At 70.3% G+C, this 25,873-nt stretch carries 21 protein-coding genes; 16 read left to right on the top strand and 5 right to left on the bottom strand.

Going from position 1 to position 25,873, the window contains the following annotated elements:
- Nucleotides 1–104: 104 nt before the first annotated feature.
- Nucleotides 105–2,813 (top strand): pyruvate, phosphate dikinase, encoded by a 2,709-nt coding sequence (gene ppdK, locus OG598_RS00590; protein ID WP_328652572.1) that lies wholly within the window; start codon nt 105–107, stop codon nt 2,811–2,813.
- A 42-nt stretch (nt 2,814–2,855) separates the two neighbouring features.
- Here the strand turns inward: ppdK and OG598_RS00595 are convergent, their stop codons facing one another.
- Nucleotides 2,856–3,356 carry a roadblock/LC7 domain-containing protein gene (locus tag OG598_RS00595; RefSeq protein WP_328652573.1) on the bottom strand — a complete coding sequence of 167 codons (501 nt, stop codon included), beginning with the start codon at nt 3,354–3,356 and terminating at the stop codon, nt 2,856–2,858.
- Between the two features lie 253 nt (nt 3,357–3,609).
- On the opposite strand from OG598_RS00595, the gene OG598_RS00600 reads away from it, so the two are divergent.
- From OG598_RS00600 to OG598_RS00610, 3 genes are read left to right on the top strand one after another with little or no spacing between them, the layout of a single operon-like run.
- On the top strand, nt 3,610–3,963 hold the full coding sequence (locus tag OG598_RS00600) for a VOC family protein (protein ID WP_328652574.1): 354 nt from the start codon (nt 3,610–3,612) through the stop codon (nt 3,961–3,963).
- A gap of 42 nt (nt 3,964–4,005) precedes the next feature.
- The gene (locus OG598_RS00605; RefSeq protein ID WP_328652575.1) at nt 4,006–5,277 is read left to right on the top strand and encodes a deoxyguanosinetriphosphate triphosphohydrolase; all 1,272 of its coding nucleotides are present in this window, start codon (nt 4,006–4,008) and stop codon (nt 5,275–5,277) included.
- A gap of 15 nt (nt 5,278–5,292) precedes the next feature.
- A complete protein-coding gene (locus tag OG598_RS00610) occupies nt 5,293–6,141 on the top strand; it encodes a siderophore-interacting protein (RefSeq protein WP_328652576.1) in 849 nt (282 codons plus the stop codon).
- Nucleotides 6,142–6,148: 7 nt separating this feature from the next.
- Here OG598_RS00610 and OG598_RS00615 read toward each other — a convergent pair whose 3' ends face one another.
- Nucleotides 6,149–7,354 carry a low temperature requirement protein A gene (locus OG598_RS00615; RefSeq protein ID WP_328652577.1) on the bottom strand — a complete coding sequence of 402 codons (1,206 nt, stop codon included), beginning with the start codon at nt 7,352–7,354 and terminating at the stop codon, nt 6,149–6,151.
- A gap of 135 nt (nt 7,355–7,489) precedes the next feature.
- On the opposite strand from OG598_RS00615, the gene dnaG reads away from it, so the two are divergent.
- Both dnaG and OG598_RS00625 read left to right on the top strand, forming a co-directional pair.
- Nucleotides 7,490–9,370: a DNA primase gene (gene dnaG / locus OG598_RS00620; protein ID WP_442931442.1), complete on the top strand. Its 1,881-nt coding sequence runs from the start codon at nt 7,490–7,492 to the stop codon at nt 9,368–9,370.
- Complete coding sequence (locus OG598_RS00625; RefSeq protein WP_328652578.1) at nt 9,371–9,907, top strand: hypothetical protein; 537 nt, start codon at nt 9,371–9,373, stop codon at nt 9,905–9,907.
- Nucleotides 9,908–9,916: 9 nt separating this feature from the next.
- Here OG598_RS00625 and OG598_RS00630 read toward each other — a convergent pair whose 3' ends face one another.
- Both OG598_RS00630 and OG598_RS00635 read right to left on the bottom strand, forming a co-directional pair.
- Nucleotides 9,917–10,936, bottom strand: coding sequence for a TAXI family TRAP transporter solute-binding subunit (locus OG598_RS00630; RefSeq protein ID WP_328652579.1), 1,020 nt, complete (start codon nt 10,934–10,936; stop codon nt 9,917–9,919).
- A complete protein-coding gene (locus tag OG598_RS00635; protein WP_442931443.1) occupies nt 10,933–13,362 on the bottom strand; it encodes a TRAP transporter fused permease subunit in 2,430 nt (809 codons plus the stop codon). Before OG598_RS00635 ends, OG598_RS00630 begins: the two co-directional genes overlap by 4 nt.
- A gap of 144 nt (nt 13,363–13,506) precedes the next feature.
- Between OG598_RS00635 and OG598_RS00640 the strand changes: the two genes are divergently transcribed.
- The 5 genes from OG598_RS00640 (at nt 13,507) to OG598_RS00660 (ending at nt 18,288) form a co-directional block, all read left to right on the top strand.
- On the top strand, nt 13,507–14,439 hold the full coding sequence (locus tag OG598_RS00640; RefSeq protein ID WP_328652580.1) for an ABC transporter ATP-binding protein: 933 nt from the start codon (nt 13,507–13,509) through the stop codon (nt 14,437–14,439).
- 198 nt (nt 14,440–14,637) lie between these two features.
- Nucleotides 14,638–15,186: a hypothetical protein gene (locus OG598_RS00645; protein ID WP_328652581.1), complete on the top strand. Its 549-nt coding sequence runs from the start codon at nt 14,638–14,640 to the stop codon at nt 15,184–15,186.
- A 336-nt stretch (nt 15,187–15,522) separates the two neighbouring features.
- Nucleotides 15,523–16,311 carry an ABC transporter permease gene (locus OG598_RS00650; protein WP_328652582.1) on the top strand — a complete coding sequence of 263 codons (789 nt, stop codon included), beginning with the start codon at nt 15,523–15,525 and terminating at the stop codon, nt 16,309–16,311.
- Between the two features lie 80 nt (nt 16,312–16,391).
- Complete coding sequence (locus tag OG598_RS00655; RefSeq protein ID WP_091408985.1) at nt 16,392–17,201, top strand: ABC transporter permease; 810 nt, start codon at nt 16,392–16,394, stop codon at nt 17,199–17,201.
- 64 nt (nt 17,202–17,265) lie between these two features.
- Nucleotides 17,266–18,288, top strand: a complete 1,023-nt coding sequence (locus tag OG598_RS00660; RefSeq protein ID WP_328652583.1) for a YihY/virulence factor BrkB family protein — start codon at nt 17,266–17,268, stop codon at nt 18,286–18,288.
- Between the two features lie 73 nt (nt 18,289–18,361).
- Here the strand turns inward: OG598_RS00660 and OG598_RS00665 are convergent, their stop codons facing one another.
- On the bottom strand, nt 18,362–18,835 hold the full coding sequence (locus OG598_RS00665) for a hypothetical protein (protein ID WP_328652584.1): 474 nt from the start codon (nt 18,833–18,835) through the stop codon (nt 18,362–18,364).
- Nucleotides 18,836–19,367: 532 nt separating this feature from the next.
- Here OG598_RS00665 and OG598_RS00670 point away from each other — a divergent pair.
- The 5 genes from OG598_RS00670 (at nt 19,368) to OG598_RS00690 (ending at nt 25,692) form a co-directional block, all read left to right on the top strand.
- Entirely contained in the window at nt 19,368–20,546 is a 1,179-nt protein-coding gene (locus OG598_RS00670; RefSeq protein ID WP_328652585.1) for an ROK family protein, read from the top strand.
- Between the two features lie 133 nt (nt 20,547–20,679).
- Nucleotides 20,680–22,188 (top strand): sugar ABC transporter ATP-binding protein, encoded by a 1,509-nt coding sequence (locus OG598_RS00675; RefSeq protein ID WP_328655235.1) that lies wholly within the window; start codon nt 20,680–20,682, stop codon nt 22,186–22,188.
- The gene (locus OG598_RS00680; protein ID WP_091408995.1) at nt 22,185–23,312 is read left to right on the top strand and encodes an ABC transporter permease; all 1,128 of its coding nucleotides are present in this window, start codon (nt 22,185–22,187) and stop codon (nt 23,310–23,312) included. The genes OG598_RS00675 and OG598_RS00680 overlap by 4 nt, the downstream gene beginning before the upstream one ends.
- Before the next feature lie 97 nt (nt 23,313–23,409).
- On the top strand, nt 23,410–24,462 hold the full coding sequence (locus OG598_RS00685; protein ID WP_328652586.1) for a substrate-binding domain-containing protein: 1,053 nt from the start codon (nt 23,410–23,412) through the stop codon (nt 24,460–24,462).
- A gap of 54 nt (nt 24,463–24,516) precedes the next feature.
- Nucleotides 24,517–25,692 (top strand): Gfo/Idh/MocA family protein, encoded by a 1,176-nt coding sequence (locus tag OG598_RS00690; RefSeq protein WP_442931484.1) that lies wholly within the window; start codon nt 24,517–24,519, stop codon nt 25,690–25,692.
- Nucleotides 25,693–25,873 lie beyond the last annotated feature (181 nt).

Consider the following 25,873-nt stretch of genomic DNA (forward strand, 5'->3'; position numbering starts at 1 on the left):
ACCGATCGACGTTGACCCCGGGATTACCGGCGGTCCGTCCCGGGGAAGAAGAAAACTGAACCTTCGTTAAGTGTCAATCCGGCGCGTGTGTTGTGGAGGCTCTGGTGGCAGCGCAAGAGACCGTCGATCACAAGTACGTCTACGACTTCTCCGAAGGCAACAAGGAACTCAAGGAGCTGCTCGGTGGCAAGGGGGCAAACCTCGCCGAGATGACCAACCTGGGCCTGCCCGTCCCGCCCGGCTTCACCATCACCACCGAGGCGTGCCAGGCGTACCTCGCGACGGGACGGGAGCCGGACGGGCTCGCCGGCCAGATCGAGGCGCACCTCGAATCGCTGGAGCGCGCGATGGGCAAGCGCCTCGGTGACCCGCAGGACCCACTGCTGGTCTCCGTCCGCTCCGGTGCCAAGTTCTCCATGCCCGGCATGATGGAGACCGTCCTCAACGTCGGTCTCAACGACGAGAGCGTGGTTGGGCTCTCCGCCCAGGCGGGACAGAACGACAGGTTCGCCTGGGACTCCTACCGGCGACTCATCCAGATGTTCGGCAAGACCGTCTGCGAGGTGCCGGGCGAGGAGTTCGAGCACGCGCTCGACGAGGCCAAGCGCGCCAAGGGCACCCACAACGACCTGGATCTGGACGCCGACGACCTGCGTGGGCTGGTCGACGCGTACAAGAAGATCTTCTTGAAGCACACCGGTCGGGAGTTCCCGCAGCAGCCACGCGAACAGCTCGACCTGGCCATCCGGGCGGTCTTCGAGTCGTGGAACGCCGAGCGCGCGGTGCTCTACCGCCGCCAGGAGCGCATCCCGGCCGACCTGGGCACCGCTGTCAACGTGGTGACGATGGTCTTCGGCAACCTCGGCCCGGATTCCGGCACCGGTGTCGCGTTCACCCGTGACCCGGCCAGCGGCGCGCAGGGCATCTACGGCGACTACCTGGCCAACGCCCAGGGTGAGGACGTTGTCGCCGGCATCCGCAACACAGTGCCGTTGCAGGAGTTGGAGCAGCTCGACAAGGCCTCCTACGACGAGCTGCTCGGCATCATGGCCCGGCTGGAGGAGCACTACAAGGATCTCTGCGACATCGAGTTCACCATCGAACGCGGCAAGCTGTGGATGTTGCAGACCCGGGTCGGCAAGCGCACCGCCGCCGCCGCGTTCGTCATCGCCGGGCAACTCGTCGATGAGGGTCTGATCGACCTGGACGAGGCGCTTCACCGGGTCAACGGCGCGCAACTGGCCCAGCTGATGTTCCCGCGCTTCCAGCTCGACCACGAGTTCCAGCCGGTCGCCAAGGGCATCGGCGCATCGCCCGGCGCGGCGTCCGGCACTGTGGTCTTCACCTCCGCCCGGGCCGTCGAGCTGGCCGCCGAGGGTAAGTCGGTGATCCTGGTGCGCCGGGAGACCAACCCGGACGACCTGAACGGCATGATCGCCGCGAAGGGCATCCTCACCTCGCGCGGCGGCAAGACCAGCCACGCCGCTGTGGTGGCCCGGGGCATGGGCAAGACCTGCGTCTCCGGTGCCGACGAGATCGAGGTGAACGTGCCGGCGAAGCGGTTCACCGTCGCCGGGCAGACCGTCAACGAGGGCGACGTCGTGTCCATCGACGGCACCACCGGCAAGGTCTACCTCGGCGAGGTGCCGGTCATGCCCTCCGAGGTCGTGCAGTACTTCGAGGGCAGCCTCGACCCCGAGCACATCGACAACGCGCTGGTCCGGGCCGTACACCGGATCATGACGCACGCCGACGGGAAGCGGCGGCTGGCGGTCCGCACGAACGCCGACACCGGCGCGGACGCCGCCCGGGCCCGGCGCTTCGGCGCCGAGGGCATCGGGCTGTGCCGCACCGAGCACATGTTCCTCGGCGACCGGCGGGAGTTGGTCGAGCGGCTGATCCTGGCCCGGGCCCCGGGCGAGCGGGAGGCGGCGCTGGCGGCGCTGCTGCCGTTGCAGCGGGCCGACTTCGAGGAGATCTTCCGCGAGATGGACGGCCTGCCGGTCACCGTCCGGCTCATCGACCCGCCGTTGCACGAGTTCCTGCCGCCGTTGGAGCAGCTCGCCGTCAACGTGGCGGTCGCCCAGGAACGCGGCGAGGACGTGGCCAAGGAGGAGGCGCTGCTCGCCGCCGTCCGGCGGATGCACGAGGAGAACCCGATGCTCGGGTTGCGGGGCGTACGCCTCGGCCTGGTCATCCCCGGCCTGTTCGCGATGCAGGTCCGGGCCATCGCCGAGGCGGCGGTCAGTTGCGCCCGCAACGGGAGCGTGGCCAAGCCGGAGATCATGGTGCCGCTGGTCGGGGCGGTGCAGGAACTGGAGACGGTCCGCGCCGAGGCCGAGAAGATCATTGCCGAGGTGGTCGGGGACAGCGGCGTCGAGGTGCTGATCGGCACCATGATCGAGGTGCCCCGGGCGGCGCTGACCGCCGGGCAGATCGCCGAGGCCGCCGAGTTCTTCTCCTTCGGCACCAACGACCTGACCCAGATGGGCTGGGGCTTCTCCCGCGACGACGTCGAGGGCGCGTTCTTCTGGCGCTACCTGGAGTTGGGCATCTTCGGCATCTCGCCGTTCGAGTCGATCGACCGCGACGGCGTCGGCCGTCTGGTGCGGATCGCCGCCGAGGAGGGGCGGGCCGCCCGCCCCGGGCTGAAGCTCGGTGTCTGCGGTGAGCACGGTGGCGACCCGGACTCGGTGCACTTCTTCCACGAGGTCGGCCTGGACTACGTGTCCTGTTCGCCGTTCCGGGTGCCGGTGGCCCGGCTGGAGGCAGGTCGGGCGGTAGTGGAGACCGGCGGGTCGGACAGCCGCTGACGCACGTCGGCGGCGGCCTGGTCACCCGGCCGCCGCCGGCGCTCAGATCGGCGGACGACGCCAGGTGGGTCGGGACGAGCGGCGCAACTGCGCCGGCAGGGTCGCCATCGGGGTACGCGTGGCCAGCGGGGCGTGCGCGTCCGGTACGGAGGTCGCGCCGATGCCTCCGCCGCGAACGTCCAGGAACGACCCCGCGCGGTGGGCCACCGCTCGGGCCTCCTCGTGCAGCGCCTCCAGGTCCCCCGCCGCCGACATGGTGACGAGGGTCAGCAGGGCGCTCCGCCCGGCCGGATAGGTGACCACGCAGCCTGCCGTGGTGCACACGACCGACTCCCGGAACTCACCCTGCCGGACGGTGTCGGCCACCCGGTGCCCGAGCCCGAAACTCGCGGCGGCGAGCGCGGCGAGATGGGTGGCGTCGGTGCTGGGCAGGTCGCTGGAGATGAGCAGGCCGTCGGTGCCCGCGAGCACCGTGCCGGCGACGTCGGGTCGGCGCTGGCGCAGCAGGCGTAGCTCCGTTCCCACCACCGTGTCTGCGTCCACGAGCGTCACCCCTCACCGGTCGGCTCTGCGTGTCAGTCGGCTGGTTACGTTCCGCGCTGGGAAGGCTACCGGTGGCGACTTCCGGCCGCGAGCCCGTAACCCTCGGCGATCGGTCGGCAACTGGGGGCCAATCGGTGGTTGTGTGCAGTTCGTCGATGCGTCGTGAGCCTGTCGAGCAGTGGTGGCGGGCGTAATCTTGGCTCGCTCGCACACGGCCGATTGGGCGCCGCGGCGAACGGGAAGAGGTGACTGCATGACCAGTGTCTGGGAGAGCCTGACTGTCGACGCCCGCGATCCGGCCCGACTGGCCCGTTGGTGGGCCGAGGCGCTCGGCTATCACGTCGTCACCGAGACTCCGAGCGGCGTGGAGATCCGCCAGTCCCCGGACCAGTTGCCCGCCCTGTTCTTCGGCCCGGTCTCCGAGGGCAAGGAGCGCAAGAACCGGCTGCACCTCGACCTGCGCCCCGCCAACCAGGAGGCTGAGGTCGAGCGCCTGGTCGACATGGGCGCCCGGCACGTCGACATCGGTCAGGGAGACGTCGAGTGGACGGTGCTGGCCGACCCGGAAGGCAACGAGTTCTGCGTTCTCCGTGAGCGCGAGGAGTGAGCCGGTCCTGCGAGCCCCGCAGTCGCGAACGACGGCGGCTGCGTGAGCGCGAGGAGTGAGCCGGGGGCGGCGGACGCGCGGTTGGTCGAGGAGCCGCCCAAGGACACCGGGCATCGCCGGTCGCCGTACGAGCGCGACCGGGCCCGGGTGCTGCACTCGGCGGCGTTTCGCCGGCTGGCCACCAAGACCCAGGTGCACACCGCCGGCACCGACGACTTCCTGCGTACGCGGCTGACCCACTCGTTGGAGGTGGCCCAGATCGCCCGGGAGATGGGTGCCCGGCTGGGCTGCGACCCGGACGTGGTGGACGTCGCGGGGCTCGCGCACGACCTCGGGCACCCGCCGTTCGGGCACAACGGCGAGGCCGCGCTGGATCTGCTCGCCACGCCGTGCGGCGGCTTCGAGGGCAACGCGCAGACCCTGCGGGTGTTGACGCGCCTGGAGGCGAAGGTGCTCGCCCCGGACGGCTCGTCCGCCGGGCTGAACCTGACCCGGGCGTCGCTGGACGCGATCGGCAAGTACCCCTGGCCGCGCCGGCCGGGGGAGCGCAAGTTCGGGGTGTACGCCGACGACGCGGCAGTCTTCGACTGGATCCGCGCGGGCGCGCCCGGTGACCGGCGCTGCCTGGAGGCCCAGGTGATGGACTGGGCCGACGACGTCGCGTACTCGGTGCACGACGTGGAGGACGGCATCCACGGTGGCTACGTCACATTGCACCCGCTGCTCACCGACGCCGACGAGCGGGCCGCGCTCTGTGCCGACGTGGCTGCCGCCTACTCCGGGGAGTCCGCTGCGGACCTGGCCGAGGTGCTCGTCGACCTGCTGGCCGGTCCGCTGCTCGCCCCGTTCACCGGCTACGACGGCAGTCATCGCGCGCAGGTCGCGTTGAAGGCCACCACCAGCGGTGTGACCGGGCTGTTCGTGTCCGCGGCGGTGGCGGCGACGGAGGAGCGCTTCGGTCCGGGCCCGCACCGCCGCTACGCCGCCGATTTGGTGGTGCCCCGCCTGGTCCGGGCGCAGTGCGCGCTGCTCAAGGGCATCGCGTTGCGGTACGTGATGCGTCGCAGTGGCTTCCGGGGCCGCTACGAGCGGCAGCGCACGATGCTGGCGGAGTTGGTAGCCGCGCTGGTCCGGCGTGCCCCGGAAGGGCTCGACCCGATCTTCGCCCCGCTGTGGCGGGCCGCCCCGGACGACCGGGCCAGACTGCGGGTGGTGATCGACCAGGTCGCCTCGCTCACCGACCCGGCGGCGGTGACCTGGCACACCCGCCTGGTCGGCAAGGGGACACCCCCGGGCGACCACGAGCCAGCTTAGGCTAACCTAACTGACATGACGGAACGCTCCAGGAACGTCACCTCGGCCCGGGTGCTGCGCACCGAGCGGCCCACCCCGCACCTGATCCGGATCGTCCTCGGTGGGGACGAGCTTGTCGGCCTGCCGGTGGGCGAGTTCACCGACCACTACATCAAGGTGGTGTTCCCGCAGTCGGGGGTCGCGTACCCCCAACCGTTGGACCTCGCCGCGATCCGCCGGGACCTGCCCCGGGAGCAGTGGCCCCGGCTGCGCGCCTACACGGTGCGGCGCTGGGATCCGCTGTCCGGCGAGCTGACCGTCGACGTGGTGCACCACGGCGACGAGGGGTTGGCCGGCCCGTGGGCCGCCGCGCTGCGCCCCGGCGACCCGGTGCACTTCGTCGGCCCCGGCGGCGCGTACGCCCCGAGCCCGGACGCGGACTGGCACCTGCTGGTCGGTGACGAGAGCGCCCTGCCGGCGATCGCCGCCGCGCTGGAGCGTCTCCCGCTGGGTGCCCCGGCCCACGTCTTCGTGGAGATCGCCGACCCGGCGGAGGAGCAGAAGCTGCTCAGCCCGGGGGCCGTGGAACTGACCTGGTTGCATCGCGGCGACCGCCCGGTGGGCCAGGCGCTGGTCGAGGCGGTGCGGGCGTTGGAGTTCCCGGCCGGCCGGGTGCACGCGTTCGTGCACGGCGAGGCCGCCTTCGTCCGGGAGTTGCGCCGGTTGCTGCGCCGCGAGCGGGGAATTCCCCTCGACCGGCTCTCCATCTCCGGCTACTGGCGGCGCGGCATGGACGACGAAGGCTGGCGCTCCACCAAGGCCGACTGGAACCAGCAGGTGGCGGCCGAGGAGACAGCCATCCCGGAGCCCGCCGCGGCGGCCTGAGCACCGCTCATCCTTCGGGGGTGTTCATCTCCCTGCCGGCCCGGGCGAGGCGCCGGCTGAGCAGGACGGCGTACCCGACGACGGCCAGGGAGAGCAGCGACAGCATCAGCCTCGGCTGGTGCACCGCCGCGGTGATCAGGCTGACCGAGACCACCCCGTAGGCGGCGATCGCCAACCGGGCGGCGCTCGGTCGTGTCCACAGCCAGTACAGGGCAAGACCACACAGCGTCCAGATCACCATCGATGCGCCCAGCAGCAGCCGCAGCTCCAGCGGCAGGTGGTTCGCGTTGTCGTCGACCAGCCGGACCACCTGCCCGAGCGACCAGCCGAGCAGCAGCAGCGCACCGCCCAGCGGAATGTGCAGGTAGCTGTACGCCTGCCCGCCGCGCAGCCGGCTCTGGAGCAGCCGGGTGGTCACGAAGGTGGTGTAGACCCACCAGACGGCCGCCGGGATCAGGAAGGCCATCGCGGCGGTGAGGATCATGTGTGGCGGGGGGTGGTCCGGCACGGCGAAGAGCAGGCTGGCCAGCGCGCTACCCAGCACGATGATGGTGAACTGGCCGATCCGTTCCGGCAGGTGCCTGTTGTCCACCGGCCAGCGGTTGAGCCAGCGCACCCCGACCCAGGGCGTGGCCAGCTCGATGACCATCGCGACGATCCACAGGACCGGGCGCAGCTCGGTGGGCACTGTCAGCGACACCAGCCAGATCAACCAGCCCGACCCGAAGCCGATCAGATAGACGGTCGTCACCATGCGGGCCTTCGCGCTGGTCGGCCAGGCACGCAGGTACAGCAGGAGCAGCACACCCCGCACGATCAGGTACCCGACCGGCAGGAGCACGCTCTCCGGGACCTCGTCGACGCCGAGGGTCATCGCGCCCGCGCCCACCAACGCGACAAGCACCAGCAGTCGGTGCAGCGCGTCGTCCGGATCGAACCGGGTGTCGTAGTACACCTGCCCCATCCAGGCCCACTGGATCACCACGAAGAGCCCGATCACGGCCAGCACGGCGCGCGGGGACGGGGTCGGGTCGACGCCCAGCCGGGCCACCACCGCCGCCAGCGCGTACACGAAGATGAGGTCGAGGAAGAGCTCCAACCAGGTGGCGTGGCGGTGTCCGGCCTCGTCCGCTGGCGGGGCCTGTCCGCTCAGCCCGATCCGACCGGCCAGCCATCTGGGCAGGCGGGGGACGTCGGGCCGTACCCTGCGCATCTGGTCATGGTCCCCGTGCGGACCCGGCCTGCGGGCCGGAACCGCCCAGCCGGCAGCGGCCGCCGCCACACCGGCGTCCCCCGGCCGGCGTGTCGTCGGTCCGGCAGGGCAGGATGTACGGCGAGGGGGTGGCGCATGGCTGGGCGGATCCGGGACGAGGACATCGCACTGGTCCGGGAACGCACCTCGATCGGGGATGTGATCTCCGAGACGGTCACCCTGAAGTCCGCAGGCGGCGGCAACCTCAAGGGCCTGTGCCCGTTCCACGACGAGAAGAGTCCGTCGTTCAACGTGTCCCCGGCCCGCAACGTCTGGTACTGCTTCGGCTGCGGGGCCGGCGGGGACGCGATCAAGTTCCTGATGGATGCCGACCACCTCAGCTTCGTGGAGTCCGTCGAGCGGCTGGCCGGCCGCGCCGGCATCCAACTGCGCTACATCGAGGACGACAAGGGCACCCCGCGCCCCCGCCCGCAGCAGGGTCAACGGCAGCGCCTGGTCGCCGCGCACGCCGCCGCCGTCCAGTTCTACAGCGCGCAACTGAGCACCGCCGGCGCCCGGCCGGCACGGGAGTTCCTGGCGCGACGGGGCTTCGACCGGGCCGCCGCCGAGCGCTACGGCTGTGGCTTCGCGCCGGAGGGTTGGGACCCGCTCACCAAACACCTGCGCCAGCAGGGCTTCACCCACCAGGAGCTGGTCACCGCCGGGCTGTCCCGGGAGTCCCGTTCCGGCACCCTGATCGACAGGTTCCGTCGCCGGCTGCTCTGGCCGATCCGCGACCTCGCCGGCGACGTGATCGGCTTCGGCGCGCGCAAGCTCTTCGACGACGACGACGGCCCGAAGTACCTGAACACCCCCGAGACGCCGATCTACAAGAAGTCGCACGTGCTCTACGGCATCGACCAGGCCAAGCGGGAGATCGCCAAGCAGGGTCGGGCGGTGATCGTCGAGGGTTACACCGACGTGATGGCCTGTCACCTGGCCGGGGTGACCACCGCGGTGGCGACCTGCGGCACCGCCTTCGCCGCGGACCACATCTCCGTCCTGCGTCGGCTCCTGTTCGACAGCGACGAAGTGGCCGGCGAGATCATCTTCACCTTCGACGGCGACGCCGCCGGGCAGAAGGCCGCGCTGCGCGCCTTCGAAGACGACCAGCGGTTCGTCGGGCGCACGTTCATCGCGGTCAGCCCGGACAACATGGACCCGTGCGACCTGCGGCTGGCCAAGGGCGACCTGGCGGTGCGTGACCTGGTCGCCCGCCGCGAGCCGCTCGTCGACTTCGCGCTGCGACACGTGATCAGCCGCTTCGACCTGGACACCGTCGACGGCCGGGTCGAGGCGATGCGCCACGCCGCGCCGCTGGTCGCGCGCCTCAAGGACCGGGAGAAGCGCCCGGAGTACGTCCGCAAGCTCGCCATGGACCTCGGCATGGAGATCGAGCCGGTGCAGCGGGCGGTGCTCGCCGCCGGCAACACCCCGCCGCCCAGCGCCCGCGACGCGGCCCCCGCCGCCCGGCCAACCTCGGCCCGCCCCGAGCCGGCGGTGGACAGCCCACAGTCGATGGTCGAGCGGGAGGCGCTCAAACTCGCCCTCCAGCAACCGGTCCTGGCCGGGCCCATGTTCGACGCGGTCGAGGCCACCGAATACCGCCACCCGGTGCACGTCGCGGTGCGTACGGCCATCGCGGCGGCCGGTGGTGCCGCGTCGGCGACCGGCGGCGCGGTCTGGATCGAGTCGGTCCGCGACGCCTGCGAGGACCTGGCAGCCGCGGCGCTGGTCGGTGAGTTGGCAGTCGAACCACTGCGGATCGACGGCGAACCGGACCCGCGCTACGTGTCGATCACCATGGCCCGCGTGCAGTTCGGGTCGGTGACCGCCCGGGTCCGGGACCTCAAGTCACGCATTCAGCGGATCAACCCGGTGAACAACAAGGACGAGTACTTCGCCGCCTTCGGTGAGCTGCTGTCCCTGGAGCAGCACGCCCGGGCGTTGCGCGAGCAGGCTGCGGGAGGCCTCTAGATGGGACTGTTCAGCCGCAAGCCGAAGCTGCCGCCGGCCGACCGGCCGCCGCTGACCGCCGACGAGCGGGTGTTGGCCTGGGCCGCCGCCGGCAACGGCGAGGGCGACGGGGTGGTGGTCGCCACCAACCTCGGGTTGTGGCTGCCCGGTCGAGGGCACCGGTTCGGTTGGCACACCATCCTCAAGGCGGTCTGGTCCGGCCGGGAGCTGACGGTCACCCCCGCCGAGCCGCTCGTCGAGCGGGACGGCTACACGGTGGTCGCCGACGGTCCGGCCGAGACGTACCTGCTGCTCGACCCGGGGGAGTTGCCGCACCAGGTGCGGGCCCGGGTGACCCGTTCGGTCGCGTACACCGAGCACCAGCCGGTGCCCGGCGGCGCGGCGCGGGTCGCGGCCCGGCGCGTGGCCGGGGTCGACGGTCTGACCTGGACGGTCCGACTCGACCCCGGCACTCCGGCGGACGACGAGGCACTGCTCACCGAGACCGACCGGCTGGTCGGTGTGGCACGCGCCGCCACCGCGCCGGCCGACGTCTGACCGGCCGGATCAGTTCGCGCCGAGGTCCTTCAGGGCCTTCTCGGCGCCGCGGTGCAGCGGCACCGGCTCGGTCTTGCGGGCGGTCTCCAGCGAGATGCCCCGGGCCGCCGGGTTCGCCTGGGCCAGCGTGTCCCGCTTGTCGAAGACCGTCCGGGTGATCGCGCATGCGACGTTGGCGTCCAGGTCCTTACGGACCAACAACACGTTGGGTACGACGATGGTCGGGGTGTCGGTCGCCGTCCGGTACGCGTCCCGGCCGATCGTCCCGGCCTGGTAGGCGGGGCTCAACGCTGTCATCTTCGGCAGCAACGGCGAGATGTCGACGAACTTCACCGAGTCGCCGGCCGTGGTGAACAGGTCGGTGAGGCCCCCGGTGGGCAGACCGCCGGACCAGAAGAAGCCGTCGACGCTGCCGTCCTTGATCCCCTCGACGGTCTTGGTCAGGTCCAGTCGCTGCGCCCGGATGTCAGTTGCCGGGTCGAGGCCGGCGGCCTCCAACAGCCGGTTGGCGATCACCTCGGTGCCGGACTTCGGTGAGCCGGTGGAGATCCGCTTGCCCCGCATGTCGGCCACCGAGGTGATCCCGGAGTCGTTGCGGACCACCACCTGGGTGTAGTTGTCGTAGATGCGGGTCAGCGCCTGCACCGGCTGCGGCGCGGTGAAGCTGCCCTTGCCCTCGACCGCGTTGACCGCCGTGTCGAACAGCGAGAACGCCACGTCGTACTGGCCACCTACCAGTTGCTCGACGTTCTGCACCGAGGCGCCGGTCTCGGCGGCGGTGCCGGTGAGCTTGCCGCCGGTCGCCCCGGACAACTGCCCGGCCAGGGCGTTGCCGACCACGTAGTAGACGCCTGTCGCGTTGCCGGTGGCGATGCCGACGCGCGTCTCCTTCGTCACCTCGCAGGTGACCTCGCTGGCCGTGTCGTCAGTGGCCGCGCCGCCCTGCTGACCTCCGCAACCCGCGGCACCGACAGTGACGAGGGCGAGCACGCTCAGGCCCGCCGCGAGCCGTACGTCGATTCGTCTCACAGTTGTTCCTCCACAGGATTGGCTGGTGATCCGGACGATGAACGGTCGGCGGCGCCGCGTCGGACGAACACGCCAGCCGCCGCGACGACGGCCAGCGCCACGCCGACAGTGACCGGCACGGGTTCGAGCCAGAGCAGAATGACGCCGGCGAGGGCGCCCAACACCCGTTCCGGGGCACCGGCCGGGCCCACGCCGGGCAGCCAGCCACCGGCGGCGACGGCGAGCACCGCCACGCTGAGCGCGGTGACTGCGGCGGCGAAGGCGATCCGTTGGACACCACCGATGCCGAGCAGACCGAGCCCGGCCGGCGTGATGACGAACGCGATCGGGGTCAGGTACGCCGGCAGCGCGTACCGCAGTGTCTGCCACATGGTCGGCACCAGCCGGCCGCCGGTGACCGCGGCGGCGGCCACCGCGGCGAGCGCTGTCGGCGGGGACACCTCGGACAGCACCGCGAAGTAGAAGACGAACATCGCCGCCGCCGGCGCGGTGACGCCCAGGTCGAGCAGGGCCGGACCGACGATCACCCAACCGATCACGAACGACGCGGTGACCGGAACGGCCAGGCCCAGCAGGGTGAGCGCGACGGCGGCGAGCAGCGCGGTGAGCACCAGCACCAGCGTCGGGTCAGAGGTGGCGGCCTGCGCCCCGCCGATCAGCAGCGCCGCCGCCTGCGGCCCGAGGCCGGTCTTCGTCGTGGTCGCCGTGATGATGCCGGCGGCGGCGCAGACAGCGGTGACGGCGAGGACGCCGCGTACGCCGGTGACGAGCGCGGTCACCAGCCGGCCCGGGGTGAGTCGGTGAGCGGGGTCGTTGCTGGGGGCGCGGTCGTTGCTGGAAGCGCCGTTGTTCTTGGGGGCCAGGAACGACAACGCGACGGTGAGCACGATGGCGAAGACGACAGCCCTGGTCGCGGACACACCGATGGCGAGGAACACGATGATGGCGATCAGCGAGGCGAAGTGGTAGCCGAACCGGGCCAGCAGCCGCCACGGCGAGCCGACGTCGATCACCACGGGGCGTACGCCGGAGCGGCGAGCGTCGATCTCCACGGCGAGCAGGATGCCGAGGTAGTAGAGCACCGTCGGTACCGTCGCCCAGCCCAGCACCTGGAGGTACGAGACGCCCAGGTACTCGGCGATGATGAACGCCGCCGCACCCAGTGTGGGTGGGGAGAGGATGGCGCCCACCCCGGCTGCGGCCAACATGCCGCCGGCCCGCTCCGGCGGATAGCCGGCGCGGCGCAGCAGCGGCCAGGTGACCGCGCCGATGCTCACCGTCGTCGCCGCGCCGGAGCCGGAGACGGTGCCGAGCAGGAAGCCCGAGGCCACCGCCGTCCGGCCGGCGGCGGTACGGGAACGTCGGAACGCCGCCGCCGACAACTCGACGAAGAACCGCCCGGCCCCGGACAACTCCAGCACCGCGCCGTAGATGGTGAACAGCACGATGTACGAGGCGGCCACGTCGAGTGGCGTGCCGTAGAAGCCGCTGTCGGAGTTGTAGAACGAGTCGACCAACTGACTGAAGTCGAGCCCGGCGTGCGCTACCGGCCAGGACTGCGGCAACAACCCGCCGTAGTAGCCGTAGCCGAGGAACAGCAGGCAGACCGCGGGCAGGATCCACCCGGTGGTACGTCGACACGCTTCGAGCAGCAGGAGCAGCAGGACGGTGCCCAGCACCAGATCCGTCGGCGCCAGCAGGCCCTGCCGGTCGAGGAACGCGTTGTAGCCGCCGCCACCGCTGCCGATCCGGATCGGCAGGACGGGGTAGAGACAGGCCGCGACCGCCAGGACGACCAGAACCCAGTCGGTCACCGTGGGCCCCGACGACGCGAGTGCCGGGGTACGCCTGTCGCTGTCGGTCTCGCTGTCGCTGGCGGTGGCCTCGGCGTGGTTGGCGCGTCGTCGCCGGGCGCGTAGGCGGGCCGGCAGCCGCAGGTCGGCCGGGTAGGCGAGGAAGACCAGCGGGAGTACGCCGGCCAGAAAGATGATCAAGTAATATTTGCTGCCCTGCGACAGGGGGCGGAACACCTGCCACAGGGCGAGAGTGCCGACCGCCAGCGCCGCCGTGGTGAGGAGCAGACCCGCCGGCCCGGAGAGCACCCGTCCCGGTTTCTCGTCCTCGAACTGGGCGGCCAGGTCCCGAGTCGCCCGCTCGGCCACGCCCGGCCCGTTCGGCTCGGCTACGGCTGGCCCGTTCGGGTCTGCCACGCCCGGCCCGGTCGGCTCGGCCACGCCCGGCCCGTTCGGCTCGGGCTTGCTTGCGTCGGGCAGATGCGCGTCGACGGGTTCGCCGGGCTCTGTCGGCTCGGCTTCCGGTCGTGGTCGGGGTGGCCCGCCGCCAAGGCTCGCTGCGGGCCCGTCAACGGGAGAGTTGGCTGGTCGGGCAGGTGATGGCGAACCATCGGGCGAGCTGATGGGCGACACAAAAGGACGATACACGTCGATTGGCTGACCGGTGGGGCATCGATCGGCGTTTCGTCGCCGGTGGTACGGACACGATGGCGACCGGCTGGTCGCCGGCGGATATTTGCGTGGAGGGCTGTCGGACCCGGCGGTTAGGGTCGGGCGGTGACTTCGGAGCGACCACTCATTCAGGCTCGCGGGCTGGTGAAGCGGTTCGGCGATTTCACCGCCGTGGACGGCATCGACGTCGAGGTTCACCCGGGTGAGGCGTTCGGCTTCCTCGGGCCCAACGGCGCGGGCAAGTCGTCCACCATGCGGATGGTCGGCTGCATCTCCCCACCCAGCGGGGGTGAGCTGCGCATCCTCGACATGGATCCGGTGGCTGACGGGCCGGCGATCCGGGCGCGTCTCGGGGTGTGCCCCCAGCTGGACAATCTCGATCCGGAGTTGACCGTCCGGGAAAACCTGACCGTCTACGCCCGCTACTTCGGCATCTCCCGCCGGGCGGCCCGGGAGCGCGCCGCCGAGCTGCTCGACTTCGTCCAGCTCACCGAGCGGGCCGACAGCAAGGTCGAGCCGCTGTCCGGTGGCATGAAGCGTCGGCTGACCATCGCCCGCGCGCTGGTGAACGATCCGGAGATCGTGCTGCTCGACGAGCCGACCACCGGGCTGGACCCGCAGGCCCGGCACCTGGTGTGGGAGCGGCTGTTCCGGCTCAAGCAGCAGGGCGTCACGTTGGTGCTCACCACGCACTACATGGACGAGGCCGAGCAGCTCTGTGACCGCCTGGTGGTGATGGACGGCGGCCGGATCGTCGCGGAGGGCTCGCCCCGCGCGCTGATCGAGCAGCACTCGACCCGTGAGGTGGTCGAGCTGCGCTTCGCCGCCGAGTCGCAGGAACCGTTCGCCGGCAAGCTCGACGGGCTGGGGGAGCGGGTCGAGGTGTTGCCCGACCGGGTCCTGCTGTACGTGCCCGACGGCGACGCGGCGGTCGCCGAGGTCACCGCGTTGGGGCTCCAGCCGGCGAACGTGCTGGTCCGGCGCAGCGGTCTGGAGGACGTCTTCCTGCACCTGACCGGCCGCACCCTGGTCGACTGACCGCGGGCGAGTGACGTTGGCGGGTCGGTCCCGAGACGTCTCCGGCATACCGCCCCACACTCACGAAGATCCACTCGGCTTCCTGGAAGTCGGGGTGTTGCGGCCGCACGGACCGCCCGATTTCCTGAAACCCGAGTCGATCAAGCACCGGCCAGGACCGTAGGGTGACGGCGGTCTGTCGTAACCCGGGGGAGTTTCATGTCTGATCTGGTGATCGCCAACCGACGTCAGGCCGGGCTGACCGCCCTCTACCTCGGCGTCTTCGCGATGGTCTGGTTCAGTGTGCCGGCGGCGGAGCAGCCGCTGCGTGCCCTGCTCGTGGTGGGCAGCATCGCCGCACTGCTCACCGCCGTGCTGGGCGGTGTGCTGGCCTCCCGCCTGCGGGGTGCCGGCAGCCCCCGGGACCGGGCCGCCGACCGCCCGTACCTGCTCATCGTCGTGGCCGAGTTCGCCGCCGCCGGCCTGGGTGCCGCCGTGCTGGTCGCCGCCAACTGGTCCGAGTACGTGCCGGTGCTGGTCTGCCTGGTGGTCGGTCTGCATTTCTTCCCGCTCGCCCCGCTCCTGCGGGATCCGTTGCTTCGTCCGCTCGGTGCCGCGCTGTGCCTAGTGGCGGTGGCGGGCCTCGTCACCGGCCTCGCCTCGGCAGTCTCCGCCGGGCTGGTGATCGGCGTCGGCGCGGGAGTGCTGCTGCTCGCTTACGCCGTGCAGGCGTTGATCCGCGGTTACCGACCGGCGCTGCCCGCATAGGTCGACCCGGTCCAACCATTGACGGTTCAACCGTCCGATCGTTGGCAGCTCAGCAGCAGCCGTTCCCGCGCAACCTGCCTGGGCTGGTGGCCGTGCGTGACTCCAAGGACCGGCTGGCCCGTCTAGATCTACTCGGCTTTCAGGAAATCGGGGCATCAGGGCGGCTCTGACACCGCGACTTCCTGAAAACCTGGTCGATCAGGCACGACCCCGCCCAGGGCGACGCCGCGAAACCCGGGCGACACGTCGCCGGGGTCGTCGTAGGGTGACCGGCGGTCTGTCGTACCCCGGGGGTAGACAGGTCGTGGTGGTCGGCGCGGTGGGCGGGGTGATCGGGTGAGTGTGGCGGGATCGGCGCGGTTCCCATGGGTGCCGGCGTACGCGGTGTTCGAGCACTACCTGGTGGGTCTGCGGCGCACCTGGCGGGCCGGGGTGTTCTCCTCGTTCCTGCTGCCGGTGCTGACCGTCCTCGGGTTCGGGGTCGGCGTCGGCGCCTACATCGACCAGGGCGTCGGCGGGGTGCGTTACCTCGACTGGCTGGTCCCCGGGCTGATCGCCTCGACAGCGCTCCAGGTGACCGTCGGTGACTCGACCTGGCCGGTGTTCAGCAACTTCCAGTGGGTCAAGACCTACTTCGCGCAGGGCGCGTCGCCGCTGCGGGTCTGTGACATCGTGGCCGGGCACCTGGCCTTCGTGCTGTTCCGGGTGCTCACCACGATTGCGGCGTTCCTGCTGGTCACCGGGCTGTTCGGGGCGTTGCGGTCGCCGTGGGCGGTGGCCACCCTGCCGGTGGTGGCGTTGCTCGGGCTGGCGGTCGCCGCGCCGACCTTCGCGTACGCCGCGTCGGTGTCGAGCGACAGTTGGCTGGCGATGCTGTTCCGGTTCGCGGTCATCCCGATGACGCTCTTCGCAGGGGTGTTCTTTCCGGTCGAGTCGTTGCCCGAGGCGCTGCGCTGGCTGGCGTACGCGACGCCGTTGTGGCACGCCGTGGACCTGTGCCGCGCGGCCACGCTCGGCGTCGCCGCACAGTGGTCGGTCGTCGGGCATCTGCTCTACCTGGCCGCCTGGGCGGTCGCCGGCTGGTTGCTGGCGGTGCGCGCGTTCCGTCGCAAGCTCGTCGTCTAACCGAGCAGGCCCGGCGGCCGAGCAGGCAAGGGCGACTCGTCGTCTGAACAGCAACCCGAAGAGCGAGCAGAGAGGGTGTCGTGGTCACGCTGATCCTGCCCCGGCTGGTCGACGTCTCCGCCGCGTCCCGGCGGTCGGCGTCGGTGGTGGGGCGCAACGTCGCGGCGCTGAAGTCGGTCTACTGGCTGCTGCTGCTCTCCGGCTTCGTGGAGCCGCTGCTCTATCTGCTCTCCATCGGGGTGGGCGTCGGCGCGCTGGTCGGCGACCTGCCGCTGCCCGACGGGCGGCTGGTCTCGTACGCCGAGTTCGTGGCCCCGGCGATGCTCGCCTCCTCGGCGATGACCGGGGCGCTCGCGGAGACCACCTTCAACTTCTTCGGCAAGATGAAGTACATGAAGCTGTACGACGGGATGATCGCCACCCCGGTACGGCCGTTCGAGATCGCAGTCGGCGAGTTGGGTTGGGCGATGCTGCGGGGCAGCGCCTACTCGGCGGCGTTCCTCGGCGTGATGGTCGCGCTGGAGTTGACAAGCGTCACCCGCGCGTTGACCGCTCTCCCGGCCGCGGTGCTGGTCGGGTTCGCGTTCGGGGCGCTCGGCATGGCGATCTCCACCTTCATGCGTAGCTGGCAGGATTTCGACCTGATGGGCTCCGCGCAGTTCACGCTCTTCCTCTTCTCCGGCACCTTCGTGCCGGCGCAGGCATATCCGACAGTGCTGCACTGGCTCGTCGAGATCACCCCGCTGTACCGGTCGGTGCACCTGATCCGGGGGGTCGCGCTGGGCAGTGGTGGTTGGCTCTGGCTGCTCGACGTGCTCTACCTGCTGGCGATGGTGGCGGTCGGCCTGCTGGTGGCTTCTCGCCGAATGGCGAGGTTGCTCTACAAGTAGGGGTTATCCGCGCCCGCCGACGGGGCATGTCCGGAGGTGACACCGCCGACCAGGAGGAGGGGCGATGGCCTCGGACGAGTCTTCCGCCCAGCGTGAGCGTGACCCCGCCACCACGCCGGTCGGGCCCGATGCGGGCCCGGACAGCCCCACCGACCTGCCCGGCAGCGGCTGGAAGGCGGCGATGCGCCGGACGATCACCGAATTTCAGGACGACAGCCTGACCGACTGGGCGGCGGCACTGACCTACTACGGGGTGCTGTCCATCTTCCCCGGCCTGCTGGTGCTGATCTCCCTGCTCGGCCTGCTCGGCGAGAGCGCCACCGAGGGCGTCAAGGACACCGTCAACCAGGCGGTGCCGAACGACAGCATTCAGCAGATCATCGAGGGCGCGATCAATACCGCCCAGCAGAACGGCGGCCTGGCCAGCATCGCGGCGATCATCGGTCTGTTGGCCGCGTTCTGGTCGGCTTCCGGCTACATCGGTGCGTTCATGCGAGCGTCAAACACCATCTACGACGTGCCGGAAGGTCGGCCGATCTGGAAGACGCTGCCGATCCGGGCCGGTGTGACAGCGGTGATCGGCGTGCTGCTGCTGGTGTGCGCGGTGATCGTGGTCTTCACCGGCCGCCTCGCCGAGTCGGTCGGTGACGTGATCGGGCTCGGCTCGACGGCGGTCGCGGTGTGGGACATCGCGAAGTGGCCGGTGCTGCTGATCCTGGTCAGCCTGATGTTCGCGATCCTCTACTGGGCCTCACCGAACGCGCGGCACGGCGGCTTCCGCTGGGTCAGCCCGGGCGGGGTGCTGGCCGTGGTGATCTGGCTGGTGATCTCCGGCCTGTTCGCCTTCTACGTGAGCAACTTCGGTTCGTACGACAAGACGTACGGGACGCTGGCCGGGGTGATCATCTTCTTGGTGTGGCTCTGGCTGAGCAACATCGCGATCCTGCTGGGGGCGGAGTTCGACGCGGAGTTGGAGCGTGGCCGCGCCATCTCGGCAGGTCACGCGGTCGACGACGAGCCGTACGTCGAGCTGCGCGACGACCGCAAGCTCAAGAAGAAGCGCAACCAGCGCGGTTCGGTCGGTTGAGGCGACGCGTCAGTGGCTGCCGGACCCGTGCCGGCCCGGCAGCCACTGACGCGCGCATTTTTGGAGCCAATCGTCAACTGCAGGCTGAGGTGAGACACCAGCCGTTGAGCGTGACTACCTGGAGGTCGTTCACCTTGTGCCAGCCGGGGTAGTATTTGTTACCCACGCTGTCGTAGTAAATGTAACCGCTGGGCACCTGGAAACCGTCGGTGTCCCGGAATTCGTAGTAATACCTCGAGTCGGATGCGCTGCCCTGGCCGGCCGGCAGCCACATCGTCTTGCTGTTGGTCGGCCAGTTTCCGGAGAGCTTGATGGATCGGCCGAGCCGGTTCTTCACCTCGCCGCAGAAGATCCCGGCGGTGCAGTTCCCGAGGGTGCCGAAGTCACCCTCGGCAGCGCTGGAAGCGGCCTGCCGGACGGGCGCCGCAGCCGCAACACCGACGTCGGAGCTGGTCGCCGACGGCGCCGCCTGGGCTGCCGATGGGGAGAATAGCGCGACGAACGCTACTGCGGAAACGGCCGCGACAAAGCGCGTCGGTCGATTCATTGGGGTCCTTCCCGTCGGGGTGTTCGGGCACGCCAGAACGGAAGGTCATCGCGATTGGAGAATTGCGGTGCGCGACTCGCCCCGTAGCTGCCGATGCCCAGGAACGTTAACGACCATGTAGACGACTGTCAACGTCCTTTGCAATTGCGGCGACGGTGGATCCGACGATTCGGGTGGGCTGCGGACGTCCGCCTCGGTGGCGTAATCGCTGCTTGAGCGCATCGATACCGATTAACACCCATGATGGCTGATGGCGACGACATTCGCCCGTCGGGAGCGCGTGGAGGTCGGCGTCGCCGCGGTGGTGGTCGGGGCCGGCTCACCCGGTCGGTGGATGCCGGTACGGCGAGGGTGCACAGCGAAGCCGGTCCATCCCGTCGCAAGCGCGACCGAAACTTCTGTCCGTTTGAGCAAAAGTTAGCGTCGGAACAGCCGAAGCTCTGGACAGGCGATCCGACCGCTCTTACTGTGTCGGACACAACACATCGACATTGCGTCGATGTGAACGCTGCCAAAGAAGAGGGGGACCCGGGTGCGTACCGTCGACCCCCTACACGTGCGCCTGTTGCGGCTGCTCCGCGACGAGGGCGCCGTGTCCCGGGCCGAGCTGGGCGACCGGCTCCAGATGCCGCGTCCGCGCATGCTGGCCGAGCTGGACCGCCTGGTGACGCTGGGCTACGTGGCCGAGGCCGGGCTCGCCGCATCCCGAGGTGGGCGTCGCTCGACTCTTGTCGAGCTGAACCCGAAGCTGCGCTTCGCCGCCGTCGACCTCGGCGCCAGTTCGATGGACGTCGAGGTGGTCAACGGCCGCCTCGAACCGGTGGCCCACTACGCCGAGGCGGCCGACATCCGCAACGGCCCGAAGGTGACCCTGCAACGGGTCAACGAACTGCTGCACAAGGCCCGGGTCGACGGCGCGTACGAGCGCCTGGACGCGGTCGGCATCGGCGTACCCGGCCCGGTCAGCTTCCGCGACGGCACGCCGGTCTCACCACCGATCATGCCGGGCTGGGACCGGTTCCCGGTGCGTGAGCTGCTCAGCCGGGAGCACGGCTGCCCGGCGGTGGTCGACAACGACGTCAACATCATGGCGATCGGCGAGCGGCACGGTGGGGTCGCCCACTCGGTGGACGACTTCCTCTTCGTGAAGATCGGCACCGGCATCGGGTGCGGCATCTACCTCACCGGCGAGGTCTACCGGGGCACCGACGGCTGTGCCGGCGACATAGGCCACATCCAGGTCGACTCGCACGGTCCGATGTGCTCCTGCGGCAACGTCGGCTGCCTGGAGGCGCTGTTCAGCGGCGCCGCGCTGGCCAAGGACGCCGCAGCCGCCGCCCGCAGTGGCACGTCGCCGGCGCTGGCCGAGCGGCTGGCGCTGCGGGGTGTCGTCACCGCGCTGGACGTCGCCGAGGGCGCCGTCGAGGGCGACGTGACCTGCATCCAGTTGATCCGGGACGGCGGACGGCGGGTCGGCGGAGTGCTCGCCGGTCTGGTCAGCTTCACCAACCCGTCCATGATCGTGATCGGCGGCGGGCTGGCCCAGTTGGGCCACATCCTGCTCGCCGAGATCCGCAGTGTGGTCTACCGCCGGTCACTGCCACTGGCCACCGGCAACCTTCCCGTCGTCCTGTCCGAGCTGGGCGGCCGTGCCGGTGTCACCGGCGCGGCGGTGCTCGCGAGCGACGTCGCCTTCGGGGAAGCCGCATGAAGCTGTTCGAGATTCCGTCGTGAGCGAGGAGGAGACTGTGGCTCTGCCCGAGGATGACCCCGCCACCGCGTCGGCCGAGGCCGTCGCCGAGGCGCCGCTGGTCGAGGCTCCCGCCGACACCGTCGCGGGCGAGGTGGTCCTGCGCCTCACCGACCTGGTGAAGACCTTCCCCGGCGTACGCGCGCTCGACGGCGTGCAGCTGGAGGTGCGTGCCGGCGAGGTGCACTGCCTGCTCGGGCAGAACGGCGCCGGCAAGTCCACCCTGATCAAGGTGCTCGCCGGTGTGCACCAACCGGATTCCGGGCAGGTGGAGTGGCGCGGTGAGCCGGCCACGTTCGCCAACCCGCAGGCCGCCATGAAGGCGGGCATCGCCACCATCTACCAGGAGCTCGACCTCGTCGAGGATCTGTCGGTGGCGGAGAACGCGTTCCTCGGGCACGAGTACCGCAACTTCGGTTTCGTCCGGCGCGGCCGGATGGCCCGGCACACCCGGCAGATCCTCAGCCGGCTCGGCCACGGTGAGATCCCGCCGGGGCGGATGGTCCGGTCCCTGCCGGCGGCCGGTAAGCAGATCGTCAGCATGGCGCGGGCGCTGTCGCACGAGGCCCGACTGATCATCATGGACGAGCCGAGCGCGGTGCTGGCCCACGACGAGGTCGGCAACCTGTTCCGGATCATCCGGGAGCTGACCGCGCAGGGCATCGCCGTCATCTACATCTCCCACCGCCTGGAGGAGATCCGCGAGATCGGCGACCGGGTCACCGTACTCAAGGACGGCCGGACCACGGCGGCGAACCTGCCGGCGCGCGACACCCCGACCCGCGACCTGGTGAGCCGGATGACCGGCCGCACCATCGAGTACGTCTTCCCGGACCGGCCGACCGACGACTCCGCGGGCGCCGACCTGCTCCAGGTGCAGGGGCTGACCCGCACTGGCGAGTTCGCCGACGTGTCGCTGAACGTGCGTGCCGGGGAGATCGTGGGCATCGCGGGGCTGGTCGGCTCCGGTCGTTCCGAACTGCTGGAGACGATCTACGGTGCCCGCCTCCCGGAGGCCGGCACTGTGCAGATGGACGGAAAGGTCCTGCGGCCCGGCGTCGGCGCGGCGGTTCGCGCCGGCATGGGAATGGCACCGGAAGAACGCAAGAGCCAGGCGCTGCTGCTCGGCGAGCCGATCTACCGCAACGTCACGCTGGCCACCTTCGGCCGGTACGCGCGGCTCGGCTTCACCAATGCCGGCAAGGAACGCGCCGAGGCGGACCGGATCGCGGAGACCCTGGAGCTGCGGCCCCGGGACGTCGACCGGCCGGTACGCACGCTGTCCGGCGGCAACCAGCAGAAGGTGGTGGTCGGGCGGTGGCTGCTCGGCGGCACCAAGTTGCTGCTTCTCGACGAGCCGACCCGGGGTGTGGACGTGGGCGCCCGGGCCGAGCTCTACCAGGTCATCCGGGGATTGGCCGCTCAGGGCGTGGGGGTGCTGCTGGTCTCCAGCGAGGTGCCCGAGGTGCTGGGTCTGGCCGACCGGGTGCTGGTGATGCGGGAAGGGCGGGTCGTCCGCGAAGCCGCGGCCGGCGAACTCGACGAGAACACTGTGCTTGACCTCGTGATGGCGGGGTCCTTGATGGAAGGCGCACCGGCATGAGCGACGCGACTCCCACTCCCACCGCGACACCGGAGCGCCCGCAGCTTCCGGCGCAGTCGCCGCCGGTGGACCCGGCGGAGACGGCGGTGGCCAATAACAAGGCTGGATCCGGGGGCAAACTCTCCTGGTGGCGAGGTGACGGTGGCGACGGCGCCAAGCGCAACCTCGGCCTGATCGGGGTGCTGGCCGCGCTCATCGTGGTCGGCGCGGTCACCAAGCCCGACCTGTACGGCGACCCGAACTGGGTCTGGAACAACGTCCTGGCCATTCTGCAGTTGGCCTCGGTCGTCGGCGTGGTCACTGTCGGGATGACCTTCGTGATCATCGGTGGTGGCATCGACCTGTCCGTCGGCGCGATCGTCGCGCTGGCCGGGGTCTGGTGCACCACTGTGGCCACCCAGAGCTACGGCGCCGGCGGCATGATCTTCGCCGCTCTCGCTGTCGGCATCTGCGTCGGCCTCGTCAACGGTGTGCTCATCTCGTACGGGCGGCTGGTCCCCTTCATCGCGACGCTCGCGATGCTGGTGGCCGCGCGAGGGCTCGCGGCGTCGATCTCCAACAAGCAGACCCAGGTGTCGAGCAGCACCTTCATCAACGACATCGCAGCGCGCAAGGTGATCGGGATCCCGATCCTGGTCTACATCCTCGGCGCGGTAGTGCTGGCCGGTTGGGTGGTGCTCAACCGCACGACCTTCGGCCGGCGGACCATCGCCGTCGGTGGCAACCCGGAGGCCGCCCGGCTGGCCGGCATCAACGTCCGGCGGCACACCATGCTGCTCTACGCGCTCTCCGGTCTCTGCTGCGGTATCGCCGCCATCATGCTCACCTCGCAGGCGACCTCGGCGCAGGCGGCGATGGCCAACCTGTACGAGTTGGACGCGATCGCTGCGGCGATCATCGGCGGGACGCTGCTCAGCGGCGGCCGGGGCACGATCGTCGGTTCGCTGCTCGGCGTCATCATCTTCGCCACCATCACGAACCTCTTCGCCATCAACGGCCTCTCCATCGAGGCGCAGAACATGGTCAAGGGCGGCATCATCGTCGCCGCCGTCCTGGTCCAGCAGTTCCAGTTCAAGTCAGTCACTCGGCTCCTCGCGCGGAACAGGGTCACCACCGCAACCTGACGCACCGCACCGTTGTCCTGGCGACGTCGAGACATTCGACGCTGGCCGGGCCTCGCACACCCTCAATAAGTCACATCCCGCTCCCAGGAGGTCATTCATGACCCAGCACAGTCGCGACCTGTCGCGCCGCCGGTTGCTCTTCGGTGGAGCCGCAGTGGGCGCTGCCACCCTCCTCACCGCCTGCACCAGCAACGAGACCCCGGCTGCCAGCACCCAGACCAAGGCCGCCGGAAACAGCGAAGGCAACAACGCCCCGGGCAAGAAGGTCGTCATCGGCTTCTCCGCCCCGGCCGCCGACCACGGCTGGATGGGCGCGATCCACGCCAACGCCAAGGCCCAGGCCGCTGCCTACTCCGACGTGGAGTTCAAGGAGGTCGACGGCGGGTCGAACTCCGAGGCCCAGCGCTCCACGCTCGGCACGCTGGTCGCCCAGAAGCCGGACATCATCGTCGTGCTGCCGCACGACGGCAAGGAGGTCAACGCCGTTGCCCTCCAGGCGATGCAGGCGGGCATCCCGATCGTGAACCTCGACCGGGCGTTCCCCGACGCGCTGGCCTCGCGGCTGGTCATCAAGGGCGACAACTACGGCATGGGCGTCTCGGCCGGGCACTACATCGGCAAGATGCTCAAGGACAAGGGCGTCACCAACCCGGTCATCGGTGAGATCGCCGGTCTGGAGATCCCGCTGACCGTCGAGCGCAGCGCCGGCTTCAAGGCCGCCCTGGCGACCTACGGGTTCACGGTGCGCAACCGTCGCTCGGCCGAGTTCACCTCGGACAGCGGCCAGCGCGAGGCGTCCCAGCTGCTCCAGGCGCTGCCGAAGATCGACGCCATCTGGAACCACGACGACGACCAGGGCATCGGTGTGCTCGCGGCCATCAAGCAGGCCAACCGGTCGGAGTTCTTCATGGTCGGCGGCGCGGGCTCCAAGCTCGCGATCGACGCCATCAAGGCCGACAACACCGTGCTGAAGGCCACTGTCACCTACAACCCGTCGATGGCCTCCTCGGCGGTCTCGCTCGCGCGGCTCATCGCGCAGGGTCGGGGCCTGGGCGACCTGACGGAGCTGCAGGTGCCCAAGGAAGTGACCCTGGCCTCGGAGACGATCACCAAGGAGAACGCGAGCAGCTACGACAAGCTCGGGTTCTGACATACCGGGGGGAGACCCACCTTGTCCACGACAGACAAAGAACTGCGGGTCGGCATGGTCGGCTACGCGTTCATGGGCGCCGCGCACTCACAGGCATGGCGCACCGTGAACCGCGTCTTCGACCTGCCGGCGCGGGCCCGGATGGCGTTGATCTGCGGCCGAGACACAGCGAAGGTGGCTGACGCCGCCGACACACTCGGCTGGGACGCGTACACCACCGACTGGCGTGACCTGATCAACCGGGACGACATCGACGTTGTCGACATCTGCACCCCGGGCGACAGCCACGCCGAGATCGCTCTCGCCGCGTTGGCCGCAGGCAAGCACGTTCTGTGCGAGAAGCCGCTGGCCAATTCGGTGGAGGAGGCACGGGCGATGACCGCTGCGGCGGACGTCGCCCGGGCCAACGGAGTGCGGTCGATGTGCGGGTTCAACTACCGCCGGGTCCCCGCGGTCACGATGATGCGCCAGTTGGTCGCCGACGGACGGCTCGGGGTGATTCGACACGTCCGTGCGACGTACCTGCAGGACTGGATCGTGGACCCGCAGTTCCCGCTGGTCTGGCGGTTGCAGAAGGACAGGGCGGGCTCCGGCGCGCTCGGTGACATCGGTGCGCACATCATCGACCTGACCCAGTTCGTCACGGGTCAGCGGATCAGCGGCGTCAGCGCGGTCACCGAGACCTTCGTCAAGGAGCGGCCGTTGCCGGCCGAGTCGAGCGGTCTGGCGGCCTCGGTGGACGGCCACACGGCGCCCACCGGGACTGTCACCGTCGACGACGCCGCGGTCTTCGTGGCCCGGCTCGACGGTGGCGCCCTGGCCACGTACGAGGCGAGTCGGTTCGCGACCGGCCGTAAGAACGCGCTGCGCGTCGAGATCAACGGCTCGCTGGGCAGTGTGGTCTTCGACCTGGAGCGCCTCAACGAGCTGGAGTTCTACGACGCGACCCGCCCGGCCGTGGAGCAGGGCTTCAGCCGCATCCTGGTGACCGAGGGCGAGCACCCGTACATGTCGGCGTGGTGGCCCCCGGGCCACATCATCGGCTACGAGCACTCGTTCACGCACGAGATGCGCGATTTCATCGAGGCGGTCGCCACCGGTGTCGACCCGACTCCCTCCTTCGCCGACGCGTTGCAGGTCCAGCTGGTGCTGGACGCGGTGGCCCGCTCGGCGGATCTCGGCTCCTCCTGGGCCGCTGTGGAACCGACGCTGACCGCGGCGGCCGTCTGACCATTGACCATCCGCGACGGCGGTGTTCGCACCGCCATCGCCCGACCGGCTTTCCGAAGCCGACCGGCGAGGGACCAGCCACGGATTGCGCCCCGTGGCCGGGACAGAGGTCGGCATCGGAGAGCGTGCAGCCGGGCCCCACGGCCCGGTGGCGCACGAGCAGGACGGTCGTCCGGTGCGA

This window comes from Micromonospora sp. NBC_00330 (assembly GCF_036136635.1).
Taxonomy (GTDB): domain Bacteria; phylum Actinomycetota; class Actinomycetes; order Mycobacteriales; family Micromonosporaceae; genus Micromonospora; species Micromonospora salmantinae.